21 protein-coding genes are annotated in these 25,486 nt (G+C 59.4%); 16 read left to right on the top strand and 5 right to left on the bottom strand.

What is annotated here, in order from left to right; all coding sequences use genetic code 11:
* Window positions 1–29: 29 nt before the first annotated feature.
* From ilvD to MK208_RS12305, 5 genes are all read right to left on the bottom strand, one after another.
* Complete coding sequence (ilvD, locus tag MK208_RS12285; protein ID WP_294116903.1) at window positions 30–1,883, bottom strand: dihydroxy-acid dehydratase; 1,854 nt, start codon at window positions 1,881–1,883, stop codon at window positions 30–32.
* Between the two features lie 180 nt (window positions 1,884–2,063).
* Complete coding sequence (locus MK208_RS12290) at window positions 2,064–2,387, bottom strand: DUF1801 domain-containing protein (protein ID WP_294116906.1); 324 nt, start codon at window positions 2,385–2,387, stop codon at window positions 2,064–2,066.
* A 1-nt stretch (window position 2,388) separates the two neighbouring features.
* The gene (locus tag MK208_RS12295; protein ID WP_294116908.1) at window positions 2,389–2,784 is read right to left on the bottom strand and encodes a VOC family protein; all 396 of its coding nucleotides are present in this window, start codon (window positions 2,782–2,784) and stop codon (window positions 2,389–2,391) included.
* Window positions 2,785–2,829: 45 nt separating this feature from the next.
* Window positions 2,830–3,654 carry an AraC family transcriptional regulator gene (locus tag MK208_RS12300; RefSeq protein ID WP_294116910.1) on the bottom strand — a complete coding sequence of 275 codons (825 nt, stop codon included), beginning with the start codon at window positions 3,652–3,654 and terminating at the stop codon, window positions 2,830–2,832.
* A gap of 9 nt (window positions 3,655–3,663) precedes the next feature.
* Window positions 3,664–4,197 (bottom strand): LuxR C-terminal-related transcriptional regulator, encoded by a 534-nt coding sequence (locus tag MK208_RS12305; protein WP_294116912.1) that lies wholly within the window; start codon window positions 4,195–4,197, stop codon window positions 3,664–3,666.
* A 146-nt stretch (window positions 4,198–4,343) separates the two neighbouring features.
* Between MK208_RS12305 and MK208_RS12310 the strand changes: the two genes are divergently transcribed.
* From MK208_RS12310 to MK208_RS12385, 16 genes are all read left to right on the top strand, one after another.
* On the top strand, window positions 4,344–5,645 hold the full coding sequence (locus MK208_RS12310) for an acetylornithine deacetylase/succinyl-diaminopimelate desuccinylase family protein (RefSeq protein ID WP_294116914.1): 1,302 nt from the start codon (window positions 4,344–4,346) through the stop codon (window positions 5,643–5,645).
* A gap of 45 nt (window positions 5,646–5,690) precedes the next feature.
* Entirely contained in the window at window positions 5,691–7,178 is a 1,488-nt protein-coding gene (locus tag MK208_RS12315; protein ID WP_294116917.1) for an ABC transporter substrate-binding protein, read from the top strand.
* 62 nt (window positions 7,179–7,240) lie between these two features.
* A complete protein-coding gene (locus MK208_RS12320; RefSeq protein WP_294116920.1) occupies window positions 7,241–7,648 on the top strand; it encodes a cupin domain-containing protein in 408 nt (135 codons plus the stop codon).
* 6 nt (window positions 7,649–7,654) lie between these two features.
* The gene (locus MK208_RS12325; protein ID WP_294116921.1) at window positions 7,655–8,602 is read left to right on the top strand and encodes an ABC transporter permease; all 948 of its coding nucleotides are present in this window, start codon (window positions 7,655–7,657) and stop codon (window positions 8,600–8,602) included.
* 2 nt (window positions 8,603–8,604) lie between these two features.
* Entirely contained in the window at window positions 8,605–9,420 is an 816-nt protein-coding gene (locus MK208_RS12330) for an ABC transporter permease (protein WP_294117173.1), read from the top strand.
* A complete protein-coding gene (locus MK208_RS12335; RefSeq protein ID WP_294116922.1) occupies window positions 9,417–11,039 on the top strand; it encodes a dipeptide ABC transporter ATP-binding protein in 1,623 nt (540 codons plus the stop codon). The genes MK208_RS12330 and MK208_RS12335 overlap by 4 nt, the downstream gene beginning before the upstream one ends.
* A complete protein-coding gene (locus MK208_RS12340) occupies window positions 11,026–12,474 on the top strand; it encodes an aldehyde dehydrogenase family protein (protein ID WP_294116924.1) in 1,449 nt (482 codons plus the stop codon). Before MK208_RS12335 ends, MK208_RS12340 begins: the two co-directional genes overlap by 14 nt.
* A 62-nt stretch (window positions 12,475–12,536) precedes the next feature.
* Window positions 12,537–13,280, top strand: a complete 744-nt coding sequence (locus MK208_RS12345) for an SDR family oxidoreductase (RefSeq protein WP_294116925.1) — start codon at window positions 12,537–12,539, stop codon at window positions 13,278–13,280.
* A gap of 152 nt (window positions 13,281–13,432) precedes the next feature.
* Complete coding sequence (locus MK208_RS12350; protein WP_294116927.1) at window positions 13,433–14,017, top strand: ANTAR domain-containing protein; 585 nt, start codon at window positions 13,433–13,435, stop codon at window positions 14,015–14,017.
* Complete coding sequence (locus MK208_RS12355) at window positions 14,014–15,192, top strand: ABC transporter substrate-binding protein (RefSeq protein ID WP_294116930.1); 1,179 nt, start codon at window positions 14,014–14,016, stop codon at window positions 15,190–15,192. Before MK208_RS12350 ends, MK208_RS12355 begins: the two co-directional genes overlap by 4 nt.
* A 256-nt stretch (window positions 15,193–15,448) precedes the next feature.
* Window positions 15,449–16,813 carry a CmpA/NrtA family ABC transporter substrate-binding protein gene (locus tag MK208_RS12360; protein ID WP_294116932.1) on the top strand — a complete coding sequence of 455 codons (1,365 nt, stop codon included), beginning with the start codon at window positions 15,449–15,451 and terminating at the stop codon, window positions 16,811–16,813.
* Window positions 16,814–17,005: 192 nt separating this feature from the next.
* Window positions 17,006–18,088 carry an ABC transporter permease gene (locus MK208_RS12365; RefSeq protein WP_294116935.1) on the top strand — a complete coding sequence of 361 codons (1,083 nt, stop codon included), beginning with the start codon at window positions 17,006–17,008 and terminating at the stop codon, window positions 18,086–18,088.
* Between the two features lie 5 nt (window positions 18,089–18,093).
* Window positions 18,094–19,773, top strand: coding sequence for an ABC transporter ATP-binding protein (locus MK208_RS12370; RefSeq protein ID WP_294116937.1), 1,680 nt, complete (start codon window positions 18,094–18,096; stop codon window positions 19,771–19,773).
* Window positions 19,774–19,776: 3 nt separating this feature from the next.
* A complete protein-coding gene (nirB, locus tag MK208_RS12375) occupies window positions 19,777–22,227 on the top strand; it encodes a nitrite reductase large subunit NirB (protein ID WP_294116938.1) in 2,451 nt (816 codons plus the stop codon).
* Window positions 22,224–22,562 carry a nitrite reductase small subunit NirD gene (gene nirD, locus MK208_RS12380; protein WP_294116939.1) on the top strand — a complete coding sequence of 113 codons (339 nt, stop codon included), beginning with the start codon at window positions 22,224–22,226 and terminating at the stop codon, window positions 22,560–22,562. Before nirB ends, nirD begins: the two co-directional genes overlap by 4 nt.
* Complete coding sequence (locus MK208_RS12385) at window positions 22,559–25,186, top strand: nitrate reductase (RefSeq protein WP_294116940.1); 2,628 nt, start codon at window positions 22,559–22,561, stop codon at window positions 25,184–25,186. Before nirD ends, MK208_RS12385 begins: the two co-directional genes overlap by 4 nt.
* Window positions 25,187–25,486: the final 300 nt, after the last annotated feature.

Here is a 25,486-nt window from a genome sequence, read left to right on the forward strand (position 1 = left end):
CCGTCTTAATCTCATACCAAGCGACTGGCTTATTCGTCGTCTTCGTCCAGCATCCGCACCGCGCCTAGCGAGGCGTTGGACACATGCGCCGCATAGACTTTCAGCGCTTTGGACACCGCCCGCGGCCGCCCTTCGGCTTTCCAGAACTTCTTATCCGCCTGCGGGTGGTTGTCACGCCGGCGCTGAAGCTCTTCGTCACTCACATCCAGATGAATGGTCCGGTTTGGCACGGAGATTTTGATCTTGTCGCCATCTTCCACCAGACCAATCACACCTTTCTCAGCCGCTTCCGGCGAGGCGTGGCCAATCGACAAACCCGCGGTCCCGCCAGAGAACCGCCCATCGGTCAGCAGCGCACAGGTGGTGTCGAGCTTCTTGGATTTCAGATAAGCGGTTGGGTAGAGCATCTCCTGCATGCCCGGCCCGCCCTTGGGGCCTTCATAGCGGATCACCACCACAGAATAGGGTTTCACCTCATTCTGCAGAATGCCGTGCATCGCGTCTTCCATGCTCTCAAACACCTTCGCGGTGCCCTCGAACTCATACATCTCTTTGATCACACCGGCGGTTTTCAGGATGCAACCCTGCTCCGCGATGTTGCCAAACAGCACGCACAGGCCACCTTCCTGGGAATAGGCATTCGCGAAGTCGCGCACGCAGCCGTCTTCAATATCCAGATCCAGCTCAGTATACATCCGTGACTGGCTAAAGGCCTGCGTCGTGCGCACACCTCCCGGCGCCGCAATGAACAGATCGCGCGCTTCATTGCCAGCGCTCTCGCGGCGCACATCCCACTTGTCGATGAATTCACCCATGGTGCGCTCATGCACGGTCGCGCAATCGCGGTGGATTTTGCCTTCGCGTTCCAGCTCGCCCATGATCCGCGCAATCCCGCCAGCGCGGTGCACATCTTCCATGTGGTACTTCGGTGTTGAAGGCGCCACTTTGCTCAAGTGCGGAATCTCACGGCTCAGACGGTCCATGTCGGCCATGGTGAAATTCACGCCACCCTCATGGGCAATCGCAAGCAGGTGCAGAACGGTGTTCGTGGAGCCACCCATGGCAATATCGAGCGCCATCGCGTTTTCAAAGGCTTTGAAGGTCGCAATGCCACGCGGCAGTGCGGTCTCATCACCCTCTTTGTACCAGCGCTCACACAGCTCAATGATCTTGTGACCGGCTTCTTCAAACAGCCCACGACGCTTAGAGTGTGTCGCCAACAGCGAACCGTTGCCCGGCAGCGCCAGACCCAGCGCTTCCGCCAGACAGTTCATCGAGTTTGCAGTGAACATCCCGGAACAAGAGCCACAGGTTGGACACGCAGACCGTTCCAGCTTGTCCACTTCCTCCTGGCTGCGGTCTTCATCGGTCGCGCCGACAATGGCGGTCACCAGGTCCGCCTTGTGCTCCCCGTCCTTCAGGATCACCTTACCGGCTTCCATCGGGCCACCGGACACAAAGATCGCCGGAATGTTCAGGCGCATCGCCGCCATCAACATGCCGGGTGTGATCTTGTCACAGTTGGAAATACACACCAACGCGTCCGCACAATGCGCGTTCGCCATATACTCCACCGAGTCGGCAATCACTTCGCGCGACGGCAGCGAATAGAGCATCCCATCGTGGCCCATGGCAATGCCATCATCCACCGCAATGGTGTTCATCTCTTTGGCCACACCACCGGCTTTCTCAATCTCACGCGCCACCAACTGGCCCATGTCTTTGAGGTGCACGTGACCGGGCACAAACTCGGTGAAGGAGTTGACCACCGCCACAATCGGCTTGCCAAAGTCCTCGGTTTTCATACCTGTCGCACGCCATAGCGCACGGGCGGCGGCCATACGGCGGCCGAAGGTCGAGGTTTTGGAACGAAGATCAGGCATCTTATGCACTCCTGCGGATGGCTTGGGCGCCCCATCGCGCCGCTTGCGTGTCTGGACAGAACGGGTGCCATCCAAAAGAGGGGAATGCAAGAGAGTCCGGAAAGAATGTTACTCAAAATCGCGCGCAAAGCTTCCACAAAGAACGATGCCTGTGTCTTGGGCGCAATCCGCCGGACAAAATCACCCCAATGCCACCGCCTGCGCGAGAAAACCCGCACAGCCCTTCGCCTCGATGTCCGCCACACTGCGCAGTTTCAGATGCCGCCGCGCCTTGCCACCGCCTTCAAGCATTCCATCTGGATCGCTCAACCGCGCCCCATGAGAGAACTCAAAGGACACATGCGGCTTGTAGCCGAAATATCCCCCTACCGCGGTGGCTGCGACACCGGCCTCGCGCTCCAACATCTGCCCGCCATACATGCGGCGCCCGTGAAGCTCTGGCGCCACTTCGGCCACCATTTCCTCCAAGGCGTCTATGATGGCAGCTTGCGTGGTCCCGTCCATCTCAGCCCTCCAGTTTCATCGGCGTGGCAATTTCCACCAAACAGCCGTTGAGATCCCGCACATAGGAAATCGTCTGCCCCCAAGGCACCTCATGCGGCTTGCTCACTGGTGAACACCCCGCCGCCAGCGCCTTCTCAAATGCCGCAGGTACGTCCTCAGTGATAAAGCAAATCTCCCACCCCGCCGGAATGGCACTCTTCTCATTGGGCGCAAAGGCCAAGCCATCCAGCTCAATCACCTCCTCGGCGGAAAACGACAGCACCGTGTCCCCGGTCTCCATCTCCGCATAAAGCGTGCTTTCATGCATAAACCGCTGGGTCAGGCCAAAGGCCGTCTCATAAAACACCACCGTCTCCGGCACGTTCTTCACATAAATAATTGTGTATCCAAGCTTCATATCAAACACCTCACATTGGTTGGCCTAGACCTAAGCCCCCCAACATCAATGCGCTTGAAGAAATCGGACATCGCCTTCTTGAGCCGCGCGGTTTCCCCACAGACCGCCGGACACATCCGGCCGGATCAAGCCCTCGGGAATGGCTGACGGCACAAACCCGCCAAACCGCCGCATGGCCCGCGTCATATGCGCCTGATCCGCATAGCCCGCCTCAAACGCCGCGTCCGACAGCGACCCGCCTGCCTCACACACCAAGCGCAACGCCCGATGAAACTGTACCAACGATGCGTAGGTTTTCACCGAAAGCCCCACCGTGCCTGCAAACATCCGGTTCAAATGCCGCGTCGAGCACCCTGCTCGCGCCGCCAGCTCCGTCACAGAAAACCGCCCGCCCGTCAGGTGCAATCGACGCACGGTCTCCCCCACTCGATACCCCTCCGGCGACAAGGGCCTACCTTCCACAAAACGCACTAAAGCTTGTCGCAAGTCCTTTGCCGATACGCCTGCCACGCAAAGCCCCGCCGGTTCCGGCACCAATGCCTCCGCCTCATCCTCCAAGGCCACCTGATTTTTCGCGTGCGCCAAAGCGTCGCCCCAAAGCACACCGCCCCGCTCCGGACGCAACCGCACGCCAATCCACCGATCCCCGGCCTCAAATTCCACCCAATAAGGCTGCGTCGCAGGTCCGGTCACCACCAACCGTGGCACCACGGTTGGGTCCGCATTAAACCGTACAATCACATCACAGCGCCCATCCGGCAGGATCAAACTGCGCCCTGCGCGCGGCTCCTCATGGCGCCACACCGCCTCCATGCTGCGCGCCTGTTGCGGCGTATACACCCGCTCCTGATACCCATCTGGTAGACGCACGCTAAATCCTCATCCAATCGTCAACCGCGCCAACAGCTCGGTGGCATTCTTCACTTGGAACCGTTTGTGCAGCCGTGCGCGCACATCCTCAATGGTCCGTGGCGACATCCCCAACTCGCGCGCAATCTCCTTGCTGGTCAGCCCGCGCCCCAAGCCGCCCACCACCTGCCGCTCCCGCGCCGTAAGCGACACCGGCGGCCCTTCGTGAATGGCGGCAAATGTCATCACCAGCCGCGCCAGTGGATCATCCGGCGTCAGCGTCTGCGCACGAAATCGGCACCATACCTGCCCGCCATCCCGCCGCCGCACCATGCGCTCATCACTATAGGCGTGGTCCTGCATCAACGGTTTCAACCCAATGTCCCGCACCTGCTCAAACTCTTCTGTGCTGTCATACAGCAGGCGAAAGGACTGCCCCACCAAGGCCTCTTTCTCATAGCCCACCAACCGCGCAAACCCCTGATTGCATGCGCGAATAACCCGCTGTTCAGCCATTACAATGCCCACAGGCGCGGCCTCAAACGCAAGCTGATCCCAATCCATTTACGTCCCCCTAACCGTAATCCTACGGTATTGATACCGTAACCGCCTCCGCGCCACTCTGACCACACCTGTGTCCGCACGATTTGCAAAAACGTTCCGTCGCAGGCCCCACAAAAACCGCCGCACTGCGCAAGAGGCCCGCCACTATGCCCATCGACACCGACCGCCTGATGATCCGCATCGAGTCCATGCGCGACGAGCTGGTGCAGCTAACCCAGGACCTGATCCGCATCCCCACACTAAACCCACCGGGCGAGTGTTACCGCGACATCTGCGATTATCTCGACACCCGCCTGACCCGCCACGGCTTTGACACCCAACTGGTCCGCGCCCACGGCGCTCCGGGCGACAGCGACAAATACCCCCGCTGGAACATCATCGCCCATAAATCCGGCCACCACCCTGGCGAATGTGTACATTTCAACAGCCACACCGATGTGGTCGAAGTGGGCCACGGTTGGACCTTTGATCCCTTTGGCGGCGAGATCAGTGACGGCAAAATCTACGGCCGCGGGGCCTGTGATATGAAAGGCGGCCTTGCCGCGTCGATCATCGCCGCCGAAGCCTTCATCGCCGAATTCCCTGACTTCCACGGCAGCATCGAAATCTCCGGCACGGCGGACGAAGAATCCGGCGGCTACGGCGGCGTGGCCTATCTGGCGGAACAGGGCTTTTTTGCCCCCGAACGCGTGCAACACGTGATTATCCCGGAACCCCTGCACAAAGACCGCATCTGCCTCGGCCATCGCGGCGGCTGGTGGGCCGAGATCGAGACCTTTGGCGAAATTGCTCATGGCTCCATGCCATTTCTGGGTGACTGCGCCGTGCGCCACATGGGCGCGGTGATCGACAAGTTTGAGAGCGACCTCTATCCCGCCATGGCCGCGCGGCGTACAGATATGCCGGTGGTGCCCGAAGGCGCGCGCAGCTCCACCATGAACATCAACTCGATCCACGGCGGCCAGGCCGAACAGGCCGAAGACTTCGACGGATTGCCCGCCCACTGCGTGCCGGACAGCTGCCGCATCGTGATCGACCGCCGCTATCTGGCCGAGGAAAACCACGCCCAGGTCGAAGGCGAAGTCCGGTCCCTGCTGGATGACCTCTCCGCCCAGCGCGAGAACTTCCGCTATGACATGCGCGAGCTCAACCACGTCGCCCCATCGATGACCGACCGCAAAGCCCCCGTAGTGACCACCGTGGACCGCGCCATTCAGGACATTTTGGGGAAGACCCCGGATTATGTCGCAAGTCCCGGCACTTACGACCAGAAACATATTGATCGCATCGGCAAGCTCAGCAACTGTATCGCCTACGGGCCGGGTATTCTGGAGATGGCCCACAAGCCTGACGAATACATCGGCATCGACGACATGATCGACAGCGCCAAGGTTATGGCCCACAGCCTGACTCAGCTGCTGCTACCACAAGACAAGAACTCGGCTTAAGGCCCAATAATCATAAAAAGCAAACAGTTAAGGGAGAGAGACACAATGACATTTTTCACGTCACGACTGGCCAGTGCCAGCGCCGCTGCACTGATTGCAGGGACACTGGCCGCACAAGCCGCGCAAACCGACATCACTGTTGCCATGCAACTGGAGCCGCCGCATCTGGACCCAACCTCTGCCGCCGCTGGCGCGATTGACAGTGTGCTTTATGCCAATGTCTTTGAAGGTCTCACTCGTTTTGCCTCCGACGGCTCGATCATCCCCGGCCTCGCCAAAAGCTGGGAAATTTCTGAAGACGGCCTGACCTACACCTTCATGCTGCACGACGGCGTGACCTTCCACGACGGCTCCGCCATGGACGGCGAGGATGTGAAATTCTCGCTGGACCGCGCCCGCGCAGAAGACAGCGCCAACGCGCAAAAAGCGCTCTTTGCCGGCATCACCGAAGTGACCGTGGTCGATCCGCTGACCGTCAAAGTCACGCTTGATGGCCCCAATGGCGACTTCCTGTTCAACATGGCCTGGGGCGACGCCGTGATTGTCGCGTCCGAAAGCATCGACAACATCAAGACCACCCCCATCGGTACAGGCGCGTTCAAGTTTGCGGATTGGGTACAAGGCGACAAGATCACGCTCACCCGCAACGACGCCTACTGGGGCACGCCTGCGACACTCACCGATGTGACCTTCAAATTCATCTCCGATCCCACAGCCGCCATGGCCGCAATGATGGCCGAAGACATTGACGTCTTTGCAGGCTTCCCAACCCCAGAGGCGCTGCCGCAGTTTGAAGCCGATCCACGTTTCCAAGTGCTGGTTGGCAACTCCGAAGGCGAGACCATCCTGTCGACCAACAACAAGATGCCGCCACTGGATGACGTGAAAGTGCGCAAGGCCATCGCCCACGCAATTGACCGTCAGGCCATCATTGATGGCGCGATGTTTGGCCTCGGCACACCAATTGGCACGCACTTTGCTCCGCATCACCCGGACTACGTCGACCTGACCGGCAACTCAGCCTATGATCCCGAACAGTCTAAGAAACTGCTTGCCGAAGCAGGCTATCCCGATGGCTTCACCACCACGTTGAAACTGCCGCCGCCCTCTTATGCCCGCCGTGGTGGCGAAATCATCGCCGCGCAACTGCGTGCCGTTGGCATCAACACCGAAATCTCCAATCTGGAGTGGGCGCAGTGGCTGGAGCAGGTCTTCCGCGGCAAGGACTTTGGCCTGACCATTGTCAGCCACACCGAACCCAACGACATCGGCATCTACGGCCGCCCGGATTATTACTTCCAGTATGACAATCCGCAGTTCCAGCAGATCATGGAAACCTTGAACAAAGCCACCATCCCGGCAGAGCGCACCGCCCTGCGCAAAGTCGCGCAGACCATGATCGCCGAAGACTATGTCAATGGTTACTTGTTCCAGCTGGCGTTCCCAACCGTAGCGAAAGCTGGTGTGCAGGGCCTCTGGCTCAACGCGCCAACCCAAGCCACCGACCTGACCGCCGTAAGCTGGTCAGAGTAACACCCCCCGCGCTGGGGCCACATCATGTGGCTCCGGCGCAAATCCAATCGAAAGCCGCTGCCATGATCGAGCATATCCCCGCAGGCACCCTGCCCAGCCGCAAAGCACCATCAGAGTATTTCACCGGCGACGTGCGCATGGATCTGATCACAGAAAGCCGCCCCCCTTCTCAAGTTTTTGCCGCCCGCGTCACCTTTGAACCCGGCGCGCGCACCGCATGGCACACCCATCCCGTGGGCCAAATCCTGCATGTGCTCTCTGGCGTTGGCCTGATTGCGCTGCGCGGCGAAGCCCCGCGCACCATCCGCCCCGGCGACAGCATCTGGATCGAACCCGGCGTCGAGCATTGGCACGGCGCCACACCCGACACCGCCATGTCCCACATGGCCATCCAACAGGTCGAAGACGGCTCCGGTGCCACATGGCTCGAACACGTTTCCGACGACGACTACCTCAAGCCCCCAACCTGACGGCCCATGCTCCGCTACACTCTCAAACGCGCCCTGTCTCTGGGCCTTAGCCTCGTGGTGGCCTCGCTGGTGATCTTCTTCGTGATCGAAGTGGTACCCGGCGACCCTGCCAGCTTTATGCTTGGCCTCAACGCCCAACCGGACACCATTGCCGCCCTGCGCAGTGAACTGGGGCTGGATGTCTCCAAACTGGAGCGCTACCTCGTCTGGGTCGGCGGCATGTTGCAAGGGGATTTTGGCACCTCCTACACCTATAGCACCCCCGTGACCGAGATGATTGGCGACCGCATTTGGGTCTCCCTGCCTCTGGCCCTCTACGCGCTCACGCTCTCCACCCTAATCGCCTTCCCGGCAGGCATCTACGCTGCCTCCCGTCGTGGCAAACCCGGTGACATGGCCGTCATGGGTGCCACTCAACTGGGCATCGCGGTGCCGAACTTCTGGTTCGCCATGATGCTGGTGCTGATCTTCGCCATCAACCTGCGCTGGTTCTCTGCCGGCGGTTTTGCCGGTTGGGACAAAGGCGCCGCCGCCGCCATGAAATCGCTGACCCTGCCCGCCATCGCACTGGCCTTGCCGCAATCCGCTATCCTCGCCCGCGTCATGCGCTCTGCCCTGTTGGATGTGCTGGGCGAAGACTTCATGCGCACCGCCCGCGCCAAAGGCCTGACCCGCCGCCAAGCCTTGATGCGCCATGGCCTGCGCAACGCCATGATCCCCGTGCTGACCATCATCGGCATGCAATTCTCATTCCTGCTCGCCGGCGCCATCATCATCGAACAGGTCTTCTTCCTGCCCGGCCTTGGCCGCCTGATCTTCCAATCCATCTCCGCCCGCGATCTGATCGTGGTGGAAAGCGTGGTCATGCTGCTTGTGTTTCTGGTGATCCTCGTGACCTTCCTTGTCGACCTCGCCTATGCCGCCGTCGACCCCCGCCTGAGGTCTCGCACATGAGCCTGTCGCGCAACATCCTCCTAGGCGGTCTGCTCTGCCTCTGCGTGGTCGCCGCAGCTCTAATCAGCTTCCTCTGGACCCCATTTGATATCACGCAAATGGACATCCCCAACAAACTGCAAAAACCCAGCGCCACCCATTGGTTTGGCACCGACCACTTTGGCCGGGACATCTTCTCAATGATCATGGTCGGCGCCCGCACCTCGCTTGCCGTTGCGCTGGTGGCCGTCGGCATCGGCATGGGTCTCGGTGTGCCCCTAGGCCTCTGGGCCGCCGCCAACTCCGGCAGTTGGCTGGATGAATTGATCATGCGCGGCAATGACCTGATCTTTGCTTTCCCCAGCCTCGTGATCGCCATCCTGATCACCGCCATCCTCGGCCCAGGTGCCGTCAACGCCATCCTCGCGATTGGCATCTTCAACATCCCGGTCTTCGCCCGCCTCACCCGCGCCGGCGCCCTGCCGCTCTGGCAACGCGACTTCATCCTCGCCGCGCGTGTGGCTGGCAAATCCCGCGCCCGCATCTCGGCCGAACACATCCTGCCCAACGTTGCCAACCTCCTGATCGTACAAGGCACCATCCAGTTCTCCCTCGGCATCCTCGCCGAAGCGGGCCTCAGCTACGTGGGCCTTGGCGCGCAGCCCCCGACGCCCTCATGGGGCCGCATGCTGGCCGACGCCCAAACCATGGTCTCCTTCGCGCCGCACCTTGCTCTGATACCCGGCCTCGCCATCATCGCGTCGGTCTTGGGCCTCAACCTGCTGGGCGACGGCCTACGCGATCACCTTGACCCCAAAATCTGGGTGATGCGCACATGAGCCTGCTCTCCGTCCAAAACCTGTCCCTCTCCATCGGCCCTCTACCGATCCTGAAAGACGTGACCTTCTCCATCGCGCCGGGCGAAATCTTGGCCGTCACCGGCGAAAGCGGCTCCGGAAAATCCATGACAGCGCTCGCGGTGATGCAGCTTTTGCCCGACAGCGCCCAGACCACCGGCCACATCATGCTGCGCGATGAAGAGCTCACCGCGCAGTCAGAAAAATCCCTCTGCGCCATGCGTGGCAACTGCATCGGCATGGTGTTTCAAGAACCGATGACCGCGCTCAACCCGCTGCACACCATTGGACAGCAAGTGGTCGAAACCATCCGCATGCACGCCGTCATGCCCAAAGCCGAGGCCGAAGCCCAAGCCGCCGCCATGCTCACCCGCGTGGGCCTGCCCCAAGACCGTTTCCCACTGTCGCGCTACCCGCATGAGCTTTCCGGTGGCCAACGCCAGCGCGTGGTCATCGCCATGGCCATCGCCCGCCGCCCGCGCCTGCTGATCGCGGATGAACCCACCACCGCGCTCGACGTCACCACACAGGCCAAGATCCTCGACCTGCTCAAAGACCTCGTCGCAGAATACGACATGGGTCTGTTGATGATCACCCACGACCTCGCCGTTGTGGCCGACATGGCGGATCGCATCGTCGTCATGCGCAAAGGCGAAGTGGTCGAGCAGGGCGACACCAAACACCTGCTCGCCAACATGCAGCATCCCTACACCAAAGCCCTGTTTAAGGCCTCCGGTCATCAGGTGGATTTGCCCAGCGCCAAAGACGGCACCCCCGCCATCTTATCTGTGCGCGACGCCGTGCGAGACTACGCCCTGCCGCGCACCCAACTCTTTGCCCCCCGCGCCTACCACCGCGCAGTAAAAGGCGTCAGCTTTGACATTCACCACGGCGAACGGGTTGGGCTGGTGGGCGAGTCCGGCTGTGGAAAATCGACCCTAACACGGGCCATCTTGGGCCTTGAGCCCTTGCAAGACGGCAGCATCACCGCCTTTGGCGCGCCGGTTGGCCCCGACATGCCCGCAACCTCCCGCATCAAAACGCAAGTGGTGTTCCAGGACCCCTATAGCAGCTTTAACCCACGCCATCGGGTGGCCTGTATCCTGACCGAGCCTTTCCATCTGGTAGACACGCCGCCAACAGGCGACGCACTCACACAAGTCATCTCTGATGTGCTCACCGACGTCGGTTTGCAGCCCTCAGACTCGCAAAAATACATCCACGAGTTCTCCGGCGGACAACGGCAACGCATCGCCATCGCCCGCGCTCTGATCACCAAACCCGAGCTGATCATCTTTGACGAAGCGGTCTCTGCGCTGGACGTCTCCATCCGCGCACAGATCCTCGACCTGATTGCCGAGCTGTCACGCCGCCACAACCTGGCTTATCTGTTTATATCCCACGATCTCTCCGTCGTGCGCTCCGTGACCGACCGTGTGTTGGTCATGCAAAACGGCGAGATTGTCGAGCAAGGCGAGACCGAAAAGGTCTTCACCGCGCCACAACACCCCTACACCCAAGCCCTGATCAACGCCGCGCCGGTCCTGCCGGATCTGGCCGCGCTGACCTCCCAAACCGAGACATCCCATGACTCTGCCTGATCTGTTTTTTGACCCATCCAAATGCCTGATTGGTGGCAACTGGCAACCTGCTGCCTCTGGCGAAACACTGGAGTTAACCAACCCGTCGGACGGCACCCATTTGGCAACCATCGCGCGAGGCACATCCGCGGACATCGACGCCGCTGTGGCCGCCGCCCATGCCGCCCGCGCGGGCGATTGGGGCCGCGCCACCGCTGTCGAACGCGGCCGCATCCTCACCCGCATCGGACAACTGGTTCTGGAACACACCGACACACTGGCAAAACTCGAAGCTTTGGATGTCGGCAAACCCCTGACCCAGGCCCGCAACGACGTGATCGCGCTGGCCCGCTATATGGAGTTTTACGGTGGCGCGGCCGACAAGGTGCATGGCGAAACCATTCCCTACATGGATGGCTACACCGTCTACACCCTGCGCGAGCCCTTTGGCGTGACCGGCCACATCGTGCCGTGGAACTACCCGATGCAGATCATTGGCCGCTCCGTTGGCGCGGCGCTTGCCATGGGCAACGCCTGTGTCCTGAAACCGGCGGAAGAAGCCTGCCTAACCGCGTTGGCCTTTGCCGAACTTGCCCAACAGGCCGGCCTGCCCGCCGGTGCCCTCAACGTGGTGCCCGGCCTTGGTGCCGAGGCCGGCGCCGCCCTTGCGGGCCATTCCGACATCCAACACATATCTTTCACCGGCTCGGTGAACACTGGCCGCTTGGTGCAAACCGCCGCTGCGCAAAACGTCGTGCCTGTCACGCTGGAACTCGGCGGCAAAAGCCCGCAACTTGTGTTTGCAGACGCTGATCTCGACGCCGCGCTGCCATTCTTGGTCAATGCAGGTATCCAGAACGCGGGCCAAACTTGCTCCGCCTCATCGCGTATCCTTGTAGAGCGCTCGGTCTATGACGAAGTCACCAGCCGCATGGCCGCCGCCTATGCCGAGATGCGCGTCGCTCCCGCGCTCGAGGACGCCACACTTGGTCCGCTGATCTCTGGCCGTCAAAAAGAAATTGTCTCCGGCTTCCTTGCCAAAGGCGCTGACCTGAACACCGCCGCCCAGGGCCAAATCGTCACCGATGCCCCCGGCCATTATGTTGCACCAACCCTTTTTGCCGATGTACCGCCAAACCACACGCTGGCCCAAGACGAAATCTTCGGCCCAGTCCAAGCGCTGATCCCGTTTGACAGCGAGGAAGAAGCGCTCGCCATCGCCAACGGCACCAAATACGGCCTTGTCGCTTCTGTCTGGAGTCAAAACGGCGCGCGCCAAATGCGCCTCGCCAAATCGCTGAAAGCTGGTCAGGTCTTCCTCAACAACTATGGCGCTGGTGGCGGTGTGGAACTGCCCTTCGGCGGCACCGGCCACTCCGGCCACGGGCGCGAAAAAGGCTTTGAGGCCCTGTTCCACTTCAGCCAACTCAAAACCGTCGCCGCCCTGCACGGCTAACATTCACTGTCTACAAATATCCCCGCCGGAGGCTTCCGCGGGCGCAAATAAGGACCATCGCAATGCGTCTTCAAAACAAAACAGCCATCATCACCGGCGGCGCTCAGGGCTTTGGCGCGGGCATCGTCGACAAATTCCTCGCCGAGGGCGCCAAGGTGCTCGTCGCCGACATCAACGGCGACATGGCCGCGACCAAAGCCGCCGAGCATGAGGATGCCACCCCCTGCACCGTCGACGTGGCCGACGCCGCAAGCGTGCAGTCCATGATTGACACCGCTCTCTCCGCTTGGGGCCACATCGACATCATCGTCAACAACGCCGGGGTCACCCACCTGCCCGCGCCCATGGAAACCGTCACTGAGAGCGATTTTGACCGCGTCTTTGCCGTGAACTGCAAATCCATCTACCTGATTGCCCAAGCTCTGGTACCACACATGAAGTCCCGTCAAACCGGCGCCATCCTCAACGTTTCCTCCACCGCGGGCCTCTCCCCGCGTCCCAACCTCAACTGGTACAACGCCTCCAAAGGCTGGGTGAACACGGCGACCAAAGCCATGGCTGTCGAACTCGCCCCCCACGGCATTCGCGTCAACGCCATCAACCCGGTCGCCGGTGAAACCCCGCTCCTGGCCTCCTTCATGGGCGAAGACACCCCGGAAATCCGCGCCAAATTTCTGTCGACCATTCCGTTGGGCCGCTTCTCCCAACCCGAAGACATGGGCAACGCCGCCGCCTTCCTCTGCTCTGACGAAGCCAGCATGATCACCGGCACCCTGATGGAAGTCGACGGCGGGCGCTGTATCTAAATCGCTTCACAATCAAGCACTGCAACCGCAACCGCCCAAAGTTTCAGCACTTCGGGCGGTTGCGCCACGGCATCTATCCCCCCTCTCTCTGGCCCTTCGCCGCAGCGCAGCGTTAGCTTGGCGCGTTACCAGCCAGCGGAGCCCAAAGAGCCGTGACCGCCAAGCTCACCATCCTGATTGTCGAACCCGACAAGACCCGCGCCGATGCCATCATCGACAGCTTGATCGCAACGGGCGACCACCACATTCGTGTGCTGTCGGAATCCACAGGCCTCGCCCGTTCCGTTGCCGAACTCAATCCGGACCTCGTGCTGGTTGACGTCGCCAATCCCAGCCGCGATGCCATCGACGCGCTCACGCTGGCCTCTTCGCCGCTCGAACGCCCCGTCGCCATGTTTGTTGATCGGTCCGACGATGGCCTCACAAAGGCGGCGATCGAAGCCGGTGTGTCGGCCTATGTCGTCGACGGCATGCACCCGGACCGCATAAAACCTGTGCTGGATGCGGCCATCGCTCGCTTCCACATGTTCTCCCGCATGCGCTCGGAACTTCAGGCCACCAAACGCGCGCTGGAGGAACGCAAGATCCTCGACCGCGCCAAAGGTATTCTCATGCGCGCCCGCAACATGTCTGAGGACGAAGCCTACGCCCTCATCCGCAAAACCGCGATGAGCCAGAACAAAAAGATCGCCGACGTCGCGCAGGCATTGGTCACCGCTTCGGAGCTGCTGTCATGAGAACTCTGCCACTCTCCGTGGGCTTCATGCCGCTGGTCGATGCCGCCCCGCTGATCATCGCCCGCGAATTGGGCTTTGCCGAAGAGGAAGGCCTCGCGCTGAACCTGCAAAGCGCGCCCAGCTGGTCCACTCTGCGGGATCGGCTCATTTTGGGCCAAATCGAAGCCGCCCACATGCTCTCCCCGGTGCCAGTGGCCATGGCGCTGGGGCTTGGCGGCCTGCCCACCCAGCTCGATGCCCTTAGCGTTTTGTCCATAAATGGCAATGTGATAGGCATCTCCAACGCTCTGGCCGATGAGATCGCCTCTCTCGGTGCCACTCCCGATTTTCTCGACGCTCAAGCGGCGGGCAAAGCCCTCGCGGCCCTCAACAAGCCACTGCGCATCGGCGTGCCTTTCCCGTTTTCAATGCACGCGGAACTGTTGCATTACTGGCTGTCGGCCTCCGGCCTCAACGTCGCCAAGTCGCTCGACCTACGCACCATCCCGCCGCTTCTGATGGCCGATGCCATCACCGCGGGCGAAGTGGACGCCTTCTGCGTCGGCGAACCTTGGGGCTCGATCACCGTGGAACAAGGCGGCGGCAGCCTGCTCTTACCCGGCGCCGCGATTTGGCAATTCGCCCCGGAAAAAGTTCTCGCCGTGCGCCGCGACTGGGCCGCGTCCGAAGATGACCTCACAGGCCGCCTTATGCGTGCAGTCTGGAAAGCGGGTCGCTGGTTGGGGCGCGTAGACAAACGCGCCACCGCCTCTGAAATCCTGAGCTGGCCGGAATACCTCGGTGTTTCTACCGAAATCACCGAACGCGCCCTGACTGGCAATCTGCTGATCAACGCGCGCGGCAAGTCCCGCACTGTGCCACGCATGATGGAGTTTTTTGACGGCGCCGCCACCTTCCCCTGGAAAAGTCAGGGCGCCTGGATCGGCGCGCGCATGGCCGCGCGCTTTGGCTTGGACCGGGCGCAATCTGCCGCCAAAGCCGCCGCCGTTTTCCGCTCTGATCTCTACCGCCGCCACCTCGGCCCACTAGGCGCAGACCTGCCTGCTGCGTCTGAGAAGCTCGAAGGCGCGCTGAGTTCACCAACATCGGCGGCGACGGACTCCGGCACCCTGATTCTGGGCCCAGACCGCTTCTTTGATGACCAAGTTTTCGACCCGCGCCGCCCGGAATGCTAGTTTTTTGTGCAAACACAGTGTTCGACCGCTGCATCGCAGCAATTGAACCGCTTCGGCCTTGAGACTCACTCTCACAGCACGCCTAATGGCATCAACGCGCAGCAAGGACGCTACGCAAACCGCCCCGAATGATTGGGGACCTATCTGAGCAAAGCCGCTCGACCCGCCGAAATTCCTCCTTCGGTGCTGGTCGCGCGGCTTTTTTCGTTTTCCGCCCTCTCCTCCATCCAAAGGGCACAACATGAAGGACAGTAAGATGAAACGCATTGCTTCGATCCTGGCAGCCACGACCGTGTTCGTGTCTCCAGCCCTCGCAGAACTGGAACTCGAAAAAGATGAGCTGACCTTTGGCTTCATCAAACTGACCGACATGGCCCCGCTCGCCGTGGCTTATGAGCAGGGCTATTTTGATGACGAAGGCCTTTTCGTGACGCTCGAAGCCCAAGCCAACTGGAAAGTCCTGCTGGACGGCGTGATCGATGGTCAATTGGACGGCGCGCACATGCTCGCAGGTCAGCCACTCGCCGCCACCATTGGCTACGGCACGGAAGCGCATATCATCACGCCTTTCTCTATGGATCTGAACGGCAACGGCATCACCGTGTCCAACCAGATCTGGGAAGAAATGAAGCCGCACGTGCCGCTGATGGACGATGGCCGTCCACAGCACCCAATCTCCGCCTCCGCGCTGAAACCTGTGGTTGAGAAATACACCTCAGAAGGCAAGCCGTTCAACATGGGCATGGTCTTCCCAGTCTCCACCCACAACTACGAACTGCGTTACTGGCTGGCCGCCGGTGGTCTGGAGCCAGGCTACTACTCCCCGGAAAACATCACCGGCCAGATTGGCGCAGACGTGCTGCTGTCCGTGACTCCGCCGCCTCAGATGCCAGCCACCATGGAAGCCGGCACCATCTACGGCTACTGCGTCGGGGAACCTTGGAACCAACAGGCCGTGTTCAAAGGCATCGGTGTGCCTGTGATCACCGACTACGAACTCTGGAAGAACAATCCAGAGAAAGTCTTCGGCCTGAACGCCGAGTTTGCCGAGAAATATCCAAACACCACGCTGGCCGTGACCAAGGCGCTGATCCGCGCGGCGATGTGGCTGGATGAAAACGACAACGCCAACCGCGAAGAGGCCGTCCGCATCCTGAGCCAACCGGAGTATGTCGGCGCGGACTATGACGTGATCGCCAACTCCATGACCGGCACCTTTGAATACGAGAAGGGCGACAAACGTGAGGTGCCAGACTTCAACGTGTTCTTCCGCTACAACGCCACCTACCCGTTCTACTCCGACGCGGTTTGGTATCTGACCCAGATGCGCCGCTGGGGCCAGATCGCCGAAGCCAAGCCAGACAGCTGGTATGACGAAGTTGCAAAGTCGGTCTACAAGCCTGCGATCTATCTCGAAGCCGCGCGCCTGCTGGTGGACGAAGGTCTCGCCAACGAAGCTGACTTCCCATGGGACAGCGACGGCTACAAAGCGCCAACTCCGTCTGAGGACATCATCGACGGCATCGCCTACGACGGCCGCACACCAAATGCCTACCTCGACAGCCTGCCAATCGGCCTGAAAGGCGACCAACGTGTCGTCGGCACTGAGGTGCAAGGCTAACGCGCCTCGTCGCGGGAAGGACGGCTCCCCCCTTCTCCCGCGACGCAACGGACGGGCGGTTAACTCTCGCCCGTCCCGCCAAACCACACCTCCGCGAAACAGTCGCGATACCGACAAAATACCGACGTCAAAATCAGCCGCTCCCCGGCATTAACCAATACCGCAACAGCGCCCAGAGCCACGGACACGCCAATGACCACAATCGACCCGCAAAACATCGCAGATGAAGAGCGCGAAGCCCGCCGCGCCCGCCTCTTCACCCGCATCAACAAGGCCGACGCCTGGTTTCAGGTCATCGGTCTCAGTTTCCTCACCCCCATTCTGAAAGCCGCTGCTGGAGACAACCCAAAAGCGCAAGCCGCTGAAATCTGGCGCCTTTTGGGCGTTCCGTTGCTGGCCATCGCCGTCTTCCTGATGCTCTGGGGCAGTCTTGCACCCAAGGTGCAAACCTCCCTTGGCGCTGTTCCCGGCCCCAAAGCGGTCTGGACCGAAGCCGTGCTCCTGCACGAAGACGCCCAAGCCAAGGCGGCCAAAGAAGCGAAGTTCAACGAACGTGTTGAGAAGCGCAACGCCAAGTTCATCGCCAACGGCCAGCCTGAAAAAGTTAAAGATATCAGGTACACAGGCAGCCCAAGCTACTACGATCAGATCTGGACTTCGATCAAAACCGTGTTCTTTGGCTTCCTGATCGGCACCGTGATTGCCGTGCCAATCGGCATCATGGCAGGCCTGTCTCCTTACGCTAACGCCGCTGTGAACCCGCTGATCCAGATTTTCAAACCGGTCTCTCCACTGGCTTGGCTCCCGATTGTGACCATGGTGGTCTCCGCCACCTACACCGTGGATGACGGCTTGTTCTCCAAGTCCTTCTTGACCTCGGCGATAACCGTAACCCTTTGTTCTCTCTGGCCAACTCTGATCAACACCGCACTGGGTGTGGCCTCCATCGACAAGGATCTGGTGAACGTTTCCAAGGTTCTGAAGATGAACACTTGGACCAAAATCACCAAACTCGTGCTACCGTCCGCCCTGCCGCTGATCTTCACCGGCCTGCGTCTGTCCTTGGGTGTCGGCTGGATGGTTCTGATTGCAGCAGAGATGCTGGCGCAAAACCCAGGCCTTGGCAAATTTGTCTGGGACGAGTTCCAAAACGGCTCGTCCAGCTCGCTCGCCAAGATCATGGTTGCGGTCTTCACCATCGGCATCATCGGCTTCCTGCTGGACCGTCTGATGTACGCGATCCAGTCGCTCTTCACCTTCACATCAAACCGGTGATCGCCATGAGTGTTCTGAAATTTGACAATGTCTCCAAGAGCTTCGGCGAAGGCACCGGCAAAACCGGCGTTCTGAAAAACATCAATCTCGAAGTGCAGGAGGGCGAGTTCCTCGTTCTCCTGGGCTTCTCCGGCTCTGGCAAAACAACGCTAATCAACCTCATGGCGGGCCTTGAAATGCCCACCTCTGGCAGCGTGACATTCAAGGACGAAACTATCACCCAACCGGGTCCAGAGCGCGGCGTGATTTTCCAAAGCTACTCTCTGATGCCTTGGCTGACGGTGAACGGCAACGTGCGCCTGGCGCTCGACAGCGTGTTCCCCAACATGCCCAAAGCCGAAAAAGAAGAGCGTGTTGACCACTACATCAAAATGGTTGGTCTCTCTCACGCCGCCAGTCGCCGCCCAGCCGAGCTGTCCGGCGGCATGCGCCAACGTGTGAACGTGGCCCGCGCCTTGGCGATGAACCCCGAAGTTTTACTTCTAGATGAACCGCTTAGCGCGTTGGATGCACTGACCCGCGCCAACCTTGCGGACGAGATCGAAGCGATCTGGGATGCGGAAAGAAAGACCTGCGTGCTGATCACCAACGACGTGGATGAAGCGATCATCCTCGCCGACCGCATCATCGCGCTGAACCCTGACGGCACCTTGGGCCAAGAGTTCAAAGTCGACATCCCCCGTCGTCGGGATCGTATGGAGATGAACCACCACGAAGGCTTCAAGAAACTTCGTGCTGAAGTCACCAAGTATCTGATGGACGTGGGCATTGCAGCCAAGGCGGAAGGCAAAAAAGTGCTGCCCGACGTTACGCCAATCCACGGTGTCCCGGCGGCAGTCAAAGATGCTCAAAAGGGGATGATCGACCATAATTTCTTGGACTTCTCGCAGCTGCACAAGATCTATCCAACGCCCAAAGGCCCGCTGACCGTGGTTAAGGATTTCGACCTGAAAGTGCAGCGCGGCGAGTTCATCTCGCTCATCGGTCACTCAGGCTGTGGTAAGTCCACCGTTCTGACCATGGCAGCAGGTCTCAATCCGATTTCCAAAGGCGGTATCCGTCTCGATGGGCGCCACGTAGAGGGCGCAGACCCAGAACGTGCCGTGGTGTTCCAGTCACCCAACCTCTTCCCATGGCTGTCTGCCAAGGAAAACGTGGCGATTGGCGTGGACAAGGTGTACCCCAAAGCCAGCCTAGGTGAGCGTCAGGACGTGGTGGAATATTACCTCGAACGCGTAGGCCTCGCCGACGCCATGGACCGCCCTGCACACTCCATGTCCAACGGCATGAAACAGCGAGTTGGTATCGCCCGCGCCTTTGCTTTGTCCCCGAAACTTCTGCTTTTGGATGAACCCTTTGGCATGCTCGACAGCCTGACCCGCTGGGAGCTGCAAGAGGTTCTAATGGAAGTCTGGGACCGCACCAAGGTGACCGCGATTTGCGTGACCCATGATGTGGACGAAGCCATTCTGTTGGCCGACCGCGTTGTCATGATGACCAACGGTCCACAGGCCACAATCGGCAAAATCGTGGACGTGGATCTGCCGCGTCCTCGCACCCGTAAGGCCCTGCTCGAGCACCCTGACTACTACCGCTATCGCCAAGATGTTCTTGATTTCCTTGAGGAGTACGAACACGGCGCAAAGCCCAAACCAAAGCCATCCAAAGCCATCGCGGCGGAGTAAGCTATGACACAGAAACTCATCATCATTGGGGCCGGGATGGCCGCGGGTCGCGCACTCGAACATCTCTTTGAGGCCAACCCAGACGCCTACGACGTCACTCTTTTCAACGCCGAGCCCCGCGGCACCTACAACCGGATCATGCTGTCTCCGGTTCTGTCGGGCGACAAGGCCTTTGACGAGATCGTCACCCACACAGCCGAGTGGTACGAGGAATATGGTGTTACCACACGCTTTGGCGAAAAAGTCGTGAACATCGACCGGGTCGCACAGACCGTGACATCTGACAATGGCGAAGTACTTGCCTATGACAAGCTCATCATCGCCACCGGTTCCAACCCGTTTATCATTCCGCTGCCTGGCCATGATCTTGACGGTGTGATCGCCTATCGCGATCTCGAAGACACCAACGCGATGATCTCACTTGGCGAGGTTCCAAACGCCAAAGCCGTGGTGATTGGCGGCGGCCTTCTCGGCCTTGAGGCGGCTGCCGGCCTTGCCTTGCGCGGTGTGGACGTGACGGTGGTGCACATCATGGGACACCTGATGGAACGCCAGTTGGACGAAGCGGCTGGCTACTTGTTGCGCAAGGCACTGGTGGACAAAGGCATTACCGTCAAATGCTCTGCCAACTCCAAGGAAATCCTTGGCGAAAACGGCAAAGTCAAAGCGCTCTTGCTGGATGATGGCACTGAACTGCCGTGTGATTTACTGGTCATGGCCGTGGGTATTCGCCCCTCCGTCGCACTGGCGGCTGACGCGGGTCTCGCAACCGGTCGCGGGATCCATGTGGATGACCAGATGGTCACCTCGGACGAAAACATCCTATCGCTTGGCGAATGTGTCGAACACAACGGCGACATCTTTGGTTTGGTCGCGCCGATTTATGACCAAGCGAAGGTAATCGCCAAAACATTGGCTGGCGAAGCTGCGGCCTTTGTGAACAAAGAAGTGGCTACCAAGCTGAAAGTCACTGGCTGCGATCTTTTTTCCGCAGGCGATTTTGCCGAAGCAGAAGGCCGTGAGGACATCGTGTATCGCGACCCGGCGCGCGGCGTCTACAAACGCTTGGTAATCGAAGACAACCGCATCGTCGGCGCCGTCATGTACGGCGACACAGCGGACGGCAATTGGTTCTTTGGCCTGATCAAAGACCGAGAGGACATCTCTGAGATGCGCGATACGCTCATCTTTGGTCCTGCTTTTCAGGGAGGGTCCCCCCTGGACCCTATGGCAGCCGTTGCAGCCTTACCGGATGATACCGAAATCTGTGGTTGTAACGGCATTTCCAAAGCTCAAATCGTCGCCGCCATCAACGACGGCGCCCACACGCTGGACGATGTCAAAGCCATCTCCAAAGCGGGTTCGTCTTGTGGCAGCTGTCTTGGCCTTGTTGGCGATTTGTTGGGTGTCACCCTTGGTGACGGCTTCAAAATGCCTGAGAAGGAAGTTGTCTGTAAGTGTACCGACCTGTCGCACGATGACGTGCGCAAGCTGATCGTCGCCAAGGAACTCAAGTCCATCCCGCAAGCGATGCAGGAGTTGGATTGGAAAACCACCTGCGGCTGCCACGTCTGTCGCCCGGCGCTGAACTATTACATGGTTGCGGCGTGGCCCGGCACGTACGACGACGACGGCAAAAGCCGTTTCATCAACGAACGTGTGCACGCCAACATTCAGAAAGACGGCACCTATTCGGTTGTGCCGCGCATGTTGGGCGGGATCACCACGCCGGACGAGCTGCGCGCCATTGCCGATGCTGCGGACAAGTTTGATGTGCCGACGGTCAAAGTTACCGGTGGTCAACGGATCGACCTTCTGGGCGTCAAAAAAGAAGACTTGCCTGCGATTTGGTACGACTTGGGCAAAGCTGGCATGATGTCTGGTCAAGCGTATGCCAAAGGCCTGCGCACTGTGAAAACCTGTGTGGGGTCAGAGCATTGCCGTTTTGGCACGCAAGACAGCACTGGCTTGGGCATCAAGATCGAAGACGCGATGTGGGGTGCCTGGTCACCGCATAAATTCAAGCTGGCTGTGAGTGGCTGCCCGCGCAACTGCGCCGAGGCGACTTGTAAGGATCTCGGCATCATCTGCGTAGACAGCGGCTACCAAATTCTCGTCGGCGGCGCTGCAGGTCTGGACCTCCGGGAAACTGATCTTCTGGTGCAAGTTGAGACAGAAGAAGAGGCTATCGAGGTGTCCTGCGCCTTCTACCAACTTTATCGCGAAGGGGCGCAATACCTGCATCGCCCATACAAGTGGATTGCCAAAGTAGGTCTTGATTGGGTCAAGGAACAGGTTGTCGACGATCTGGAAAACCGCAAGGCGCTGGCCGAACGGTTCCACTATTCCCAGAAGTTCTACCAGATCGACCCATGGGCGGAGCGCGCAAAACAAGGCAAAGACGCCCATGAATTTGCGCCGATTGCAGACTTTACAAAGGTGGCCGCAGAATGACCGATTTTATCGATATTGGCAGCATCAATGACATCCCTTTGCGAGGCGCAAGGGTGGTTCGGACACATCGCGGCGACATTGCTGTGTTCCGCACGGCCACGAACAATGTCTACGCTTTGGATGAATATCTACCAGGCAAAGCTGGACCGCTCTCCAATGGCATCCAACACGACGAGAAAGTCACTGACCCAATGTACAATTGGGTCTTTGACCTCGCCACTGGCGAAGCACAAGGCGCCGACGAAGGCAAAGTCGCAACCTACGACATCAAATGCGAAGACGGTCGCATTCTGATTTCGGCGACTGCCGTGAGCCCATCGGTGGCGGCAGAATGACCAATTACATCTGCACAACTTGTCCGTATTGCGGCACCGGCTGCGGCGTGTTGGCAACGCCGGACGGTGCAGGTGGGCTCACCATCAAAGGGGACCCTGATCACCCGGCCAACTTTGGCCGCCTATGTTCCAAAGGGTCGGCGCTCGGAGAAACCGTCACTGCGGACGGTCGTCTCCTCGCGCCGCAGATCGACAAACGTCCCGCAAGTTGGGATGACGGGCTCGATCTGGTGGCCGAAAAGTTTCGCACCACGATTGCGGAGCATGGACCTGACAGTGTGGCGTTTTACGTCTCTGGTCAGCTGTTGACCGAAGACTACTACGTCGCAAACAAGCTGATGAAAGGCTACATCGGCTCTGCCAATATTGATACCAACTCGCGGTTGTGTATGGCCTCTACAGTGGCTGGTCACAAACGCGCCTTCGGAACAGACACGGTGCCTGGCACCTACGAAGATCTGGAGCTGGCGGACCTCGTAGTCATTACCGGTTCGAACTTAGCTTGGTGCCATCCGGTGCTCTACCAGCGCATTGCAGCCGCCAAAGCTGAGCGGCCCGAGATGAAAGTTGTCGTGATCGACCCGCGCCGGACTGCGACCTGTGATATTGCGGACCTTCACTTGGCACTCGAACCAGGCACTGATCTTGCGCTGTTCAATCACCTGTTTACGCAAACTTATGCTCAGGGGGCCTTGGACGCAGCGTTTGTCACCAAACACACAGATGGCTTTGCCGAAACGCTGGATACCGCCAGTATGACAGATGTTTCTGTCACCGGACTGTCTGAGCAGCAGTTAGCCGCCTTCACGCGACTTTGGCTCAGCACAGAGAAAGCCGTCACAATCTTCTCACAGGGCGTCAACCAGTCTGTTCATGGCACCGACAAGGTGAACGCAATAATAAACTGTCATCTGGCAACAGGAAGAATTGGCAAACCTGGAAGCGGGCCCTTCTCGGTGACTGGGCAACCTAACGCGATGGGCGGGCGTGAGGTTGGGGGGCTTGCTAATATGCTTGCGTGCCACTTGGATATCGAGAATCCGACACACCGAGAAACCGTGCAGACCTTCTGGCAGTCACCAACCATGCCGACACAACAAGGACTAAAGGCTGTCGATATGTTTGACGCCGTCGAGTCTGGCAAAATCAAAGCTCTGTGGGTGATGTGTACAAACCCAGCCGTAAGTATGCCCAATGCTAGAAAAGTGCGCGGCGCCATCGCTAATTGCGATTTTGTGGTTGTCTCAGACATGTTTGCCAGCACGGACACAGCAAAACTTGCCGATGTGGTTTTGCCATCCACTGGCTGGGGCGAGAAAGATGGGACCGTCACCAACTCGGACCGTACAATCAGCCGGCAAAGAGCAGCGCTGCCTCCTCCAGGCCAAGCGCGGCACGATTGGGATATAATGTGTGATGTGGCCCGCCGCATGGGCTTCTCCACCGGGTTCAACTACTCAGGTCCGGCAGAGATATTCCGCGAGCACGCAGAGCTGTCCGGACATGCCGCAGGCCTCGGAAAGGATTTTGATATTTCCGGATTGGCAGGCCTCACAGATCTTGAGTACGAGGACTTGACGCCAACCAAATGGCCATTTCCCCGTCAGGGAAACACGCAACGATCACGGTTTTTTGGTGACGGCCAGTTTTTTACCCATGAAAAACGTGCAAGTCTTGTTCCGGTTAAGCAAACGGCACTGGTACCTAATAGCGTTGCTCAGACATTCCGCCTCAACACAGGCCGCGTACGTGACCAATGGCACACGATGACCCGGACCGCGCGGGCGTCTCGATTGAACCAACACTATGGCGAGCCATTTTTAGAGCTTCACCCGAGCGATGCGAACAGCCTTGGTGTATCTGACGCTGACTTGATTGAAGTGCGCAATGACTTTGGTGTCGCAATTCTCAGAGCGTTGATTACCGACCGCGTCTCACAAGGCAGTGTCTTCGCTCCGATACACTGGACCGGTGAGGTTGCGTCCCAGTCCATCGTATCCGATTTGGTCCCTTCCGTTGTCGACCCGGTGTCCGGTCAGCCAGACAGCAAGTCCGCTTACGTCAGCCTCTCAAAATTCTGCGCCAAATGGTATGGCTACGCTGTGAGCGCCTGCAAAATGAGCGTTTCAACCCGATACTGGGCAAAAGCCAAGCTGAACACAGGCTGGCAAGTCGAGTTAGCCGACGACAAAATGCCAGACGACTGGACAGAGTTTGCCCGCAACCTGTTTCATGCCGACGGGCTCGAATGTACCAGTGTGATTGACGCCCCTAAAGGGCGCGCGCGCATAGCCTTTCAAAAAGACAATAAGCTCTTCGGCGCATTGTTTGTGGATCGGGTTCCGGTTCAAGTGTCACGCAACTTTGCGGGATCGCTTTTGGGACAAGACAGCCCTCACATTCTGGCAGGGCGTCCAGGCAAGGCGCATGTGGATCCAGGCCCGACCGTTTGCGCCTGTTTCAACGTCGGTGTGAACACCATTTTGTCCGCGATAGAGCGTCGAAATTTGATCTCGGTTGAGCAAATTGGCACGGCTCTGTCCGCAGGGACAAACTGTGGATCCTGCCGCCCCGAGTTGGCTGCACTCTTGGCGGGTACGCGCCAGAAACTGGCGGCCGAATAGCGCGTAGAAAACCTGGTAAACGTGCCGCACGCTTCTTCTGATCGGCGCGCCCCAACCCTTAAGTGCCGTAGGGTAAGCATATTTCTTGCCTGCCTCATGCGATTATCAACACTCAAAAACTCCCCTTTAAGGCGAAAACCTCTCTGTCCGGCGACAATTTCGTGAAAGTCTGAAAACGTCATACCTGTCGGTTTTGAACCATGATATGACGGTTTCCTGAAGACATGGCTGAGGCAACCACTCGATCGCATAGAGTCGACGAAAACTTTGTGAGCTTTGACACATTTTTCTTGATTTGTG

The sequence above is a fragment of the Shimia sp. genome, assembly GCF_022448905.1.
Classification (GTDB): domain Bacteria; phylum Pseudomonadota; class Alphaproteobacteria; order Rhodobacterales; family Rhodobacteraceae; genus Shimia.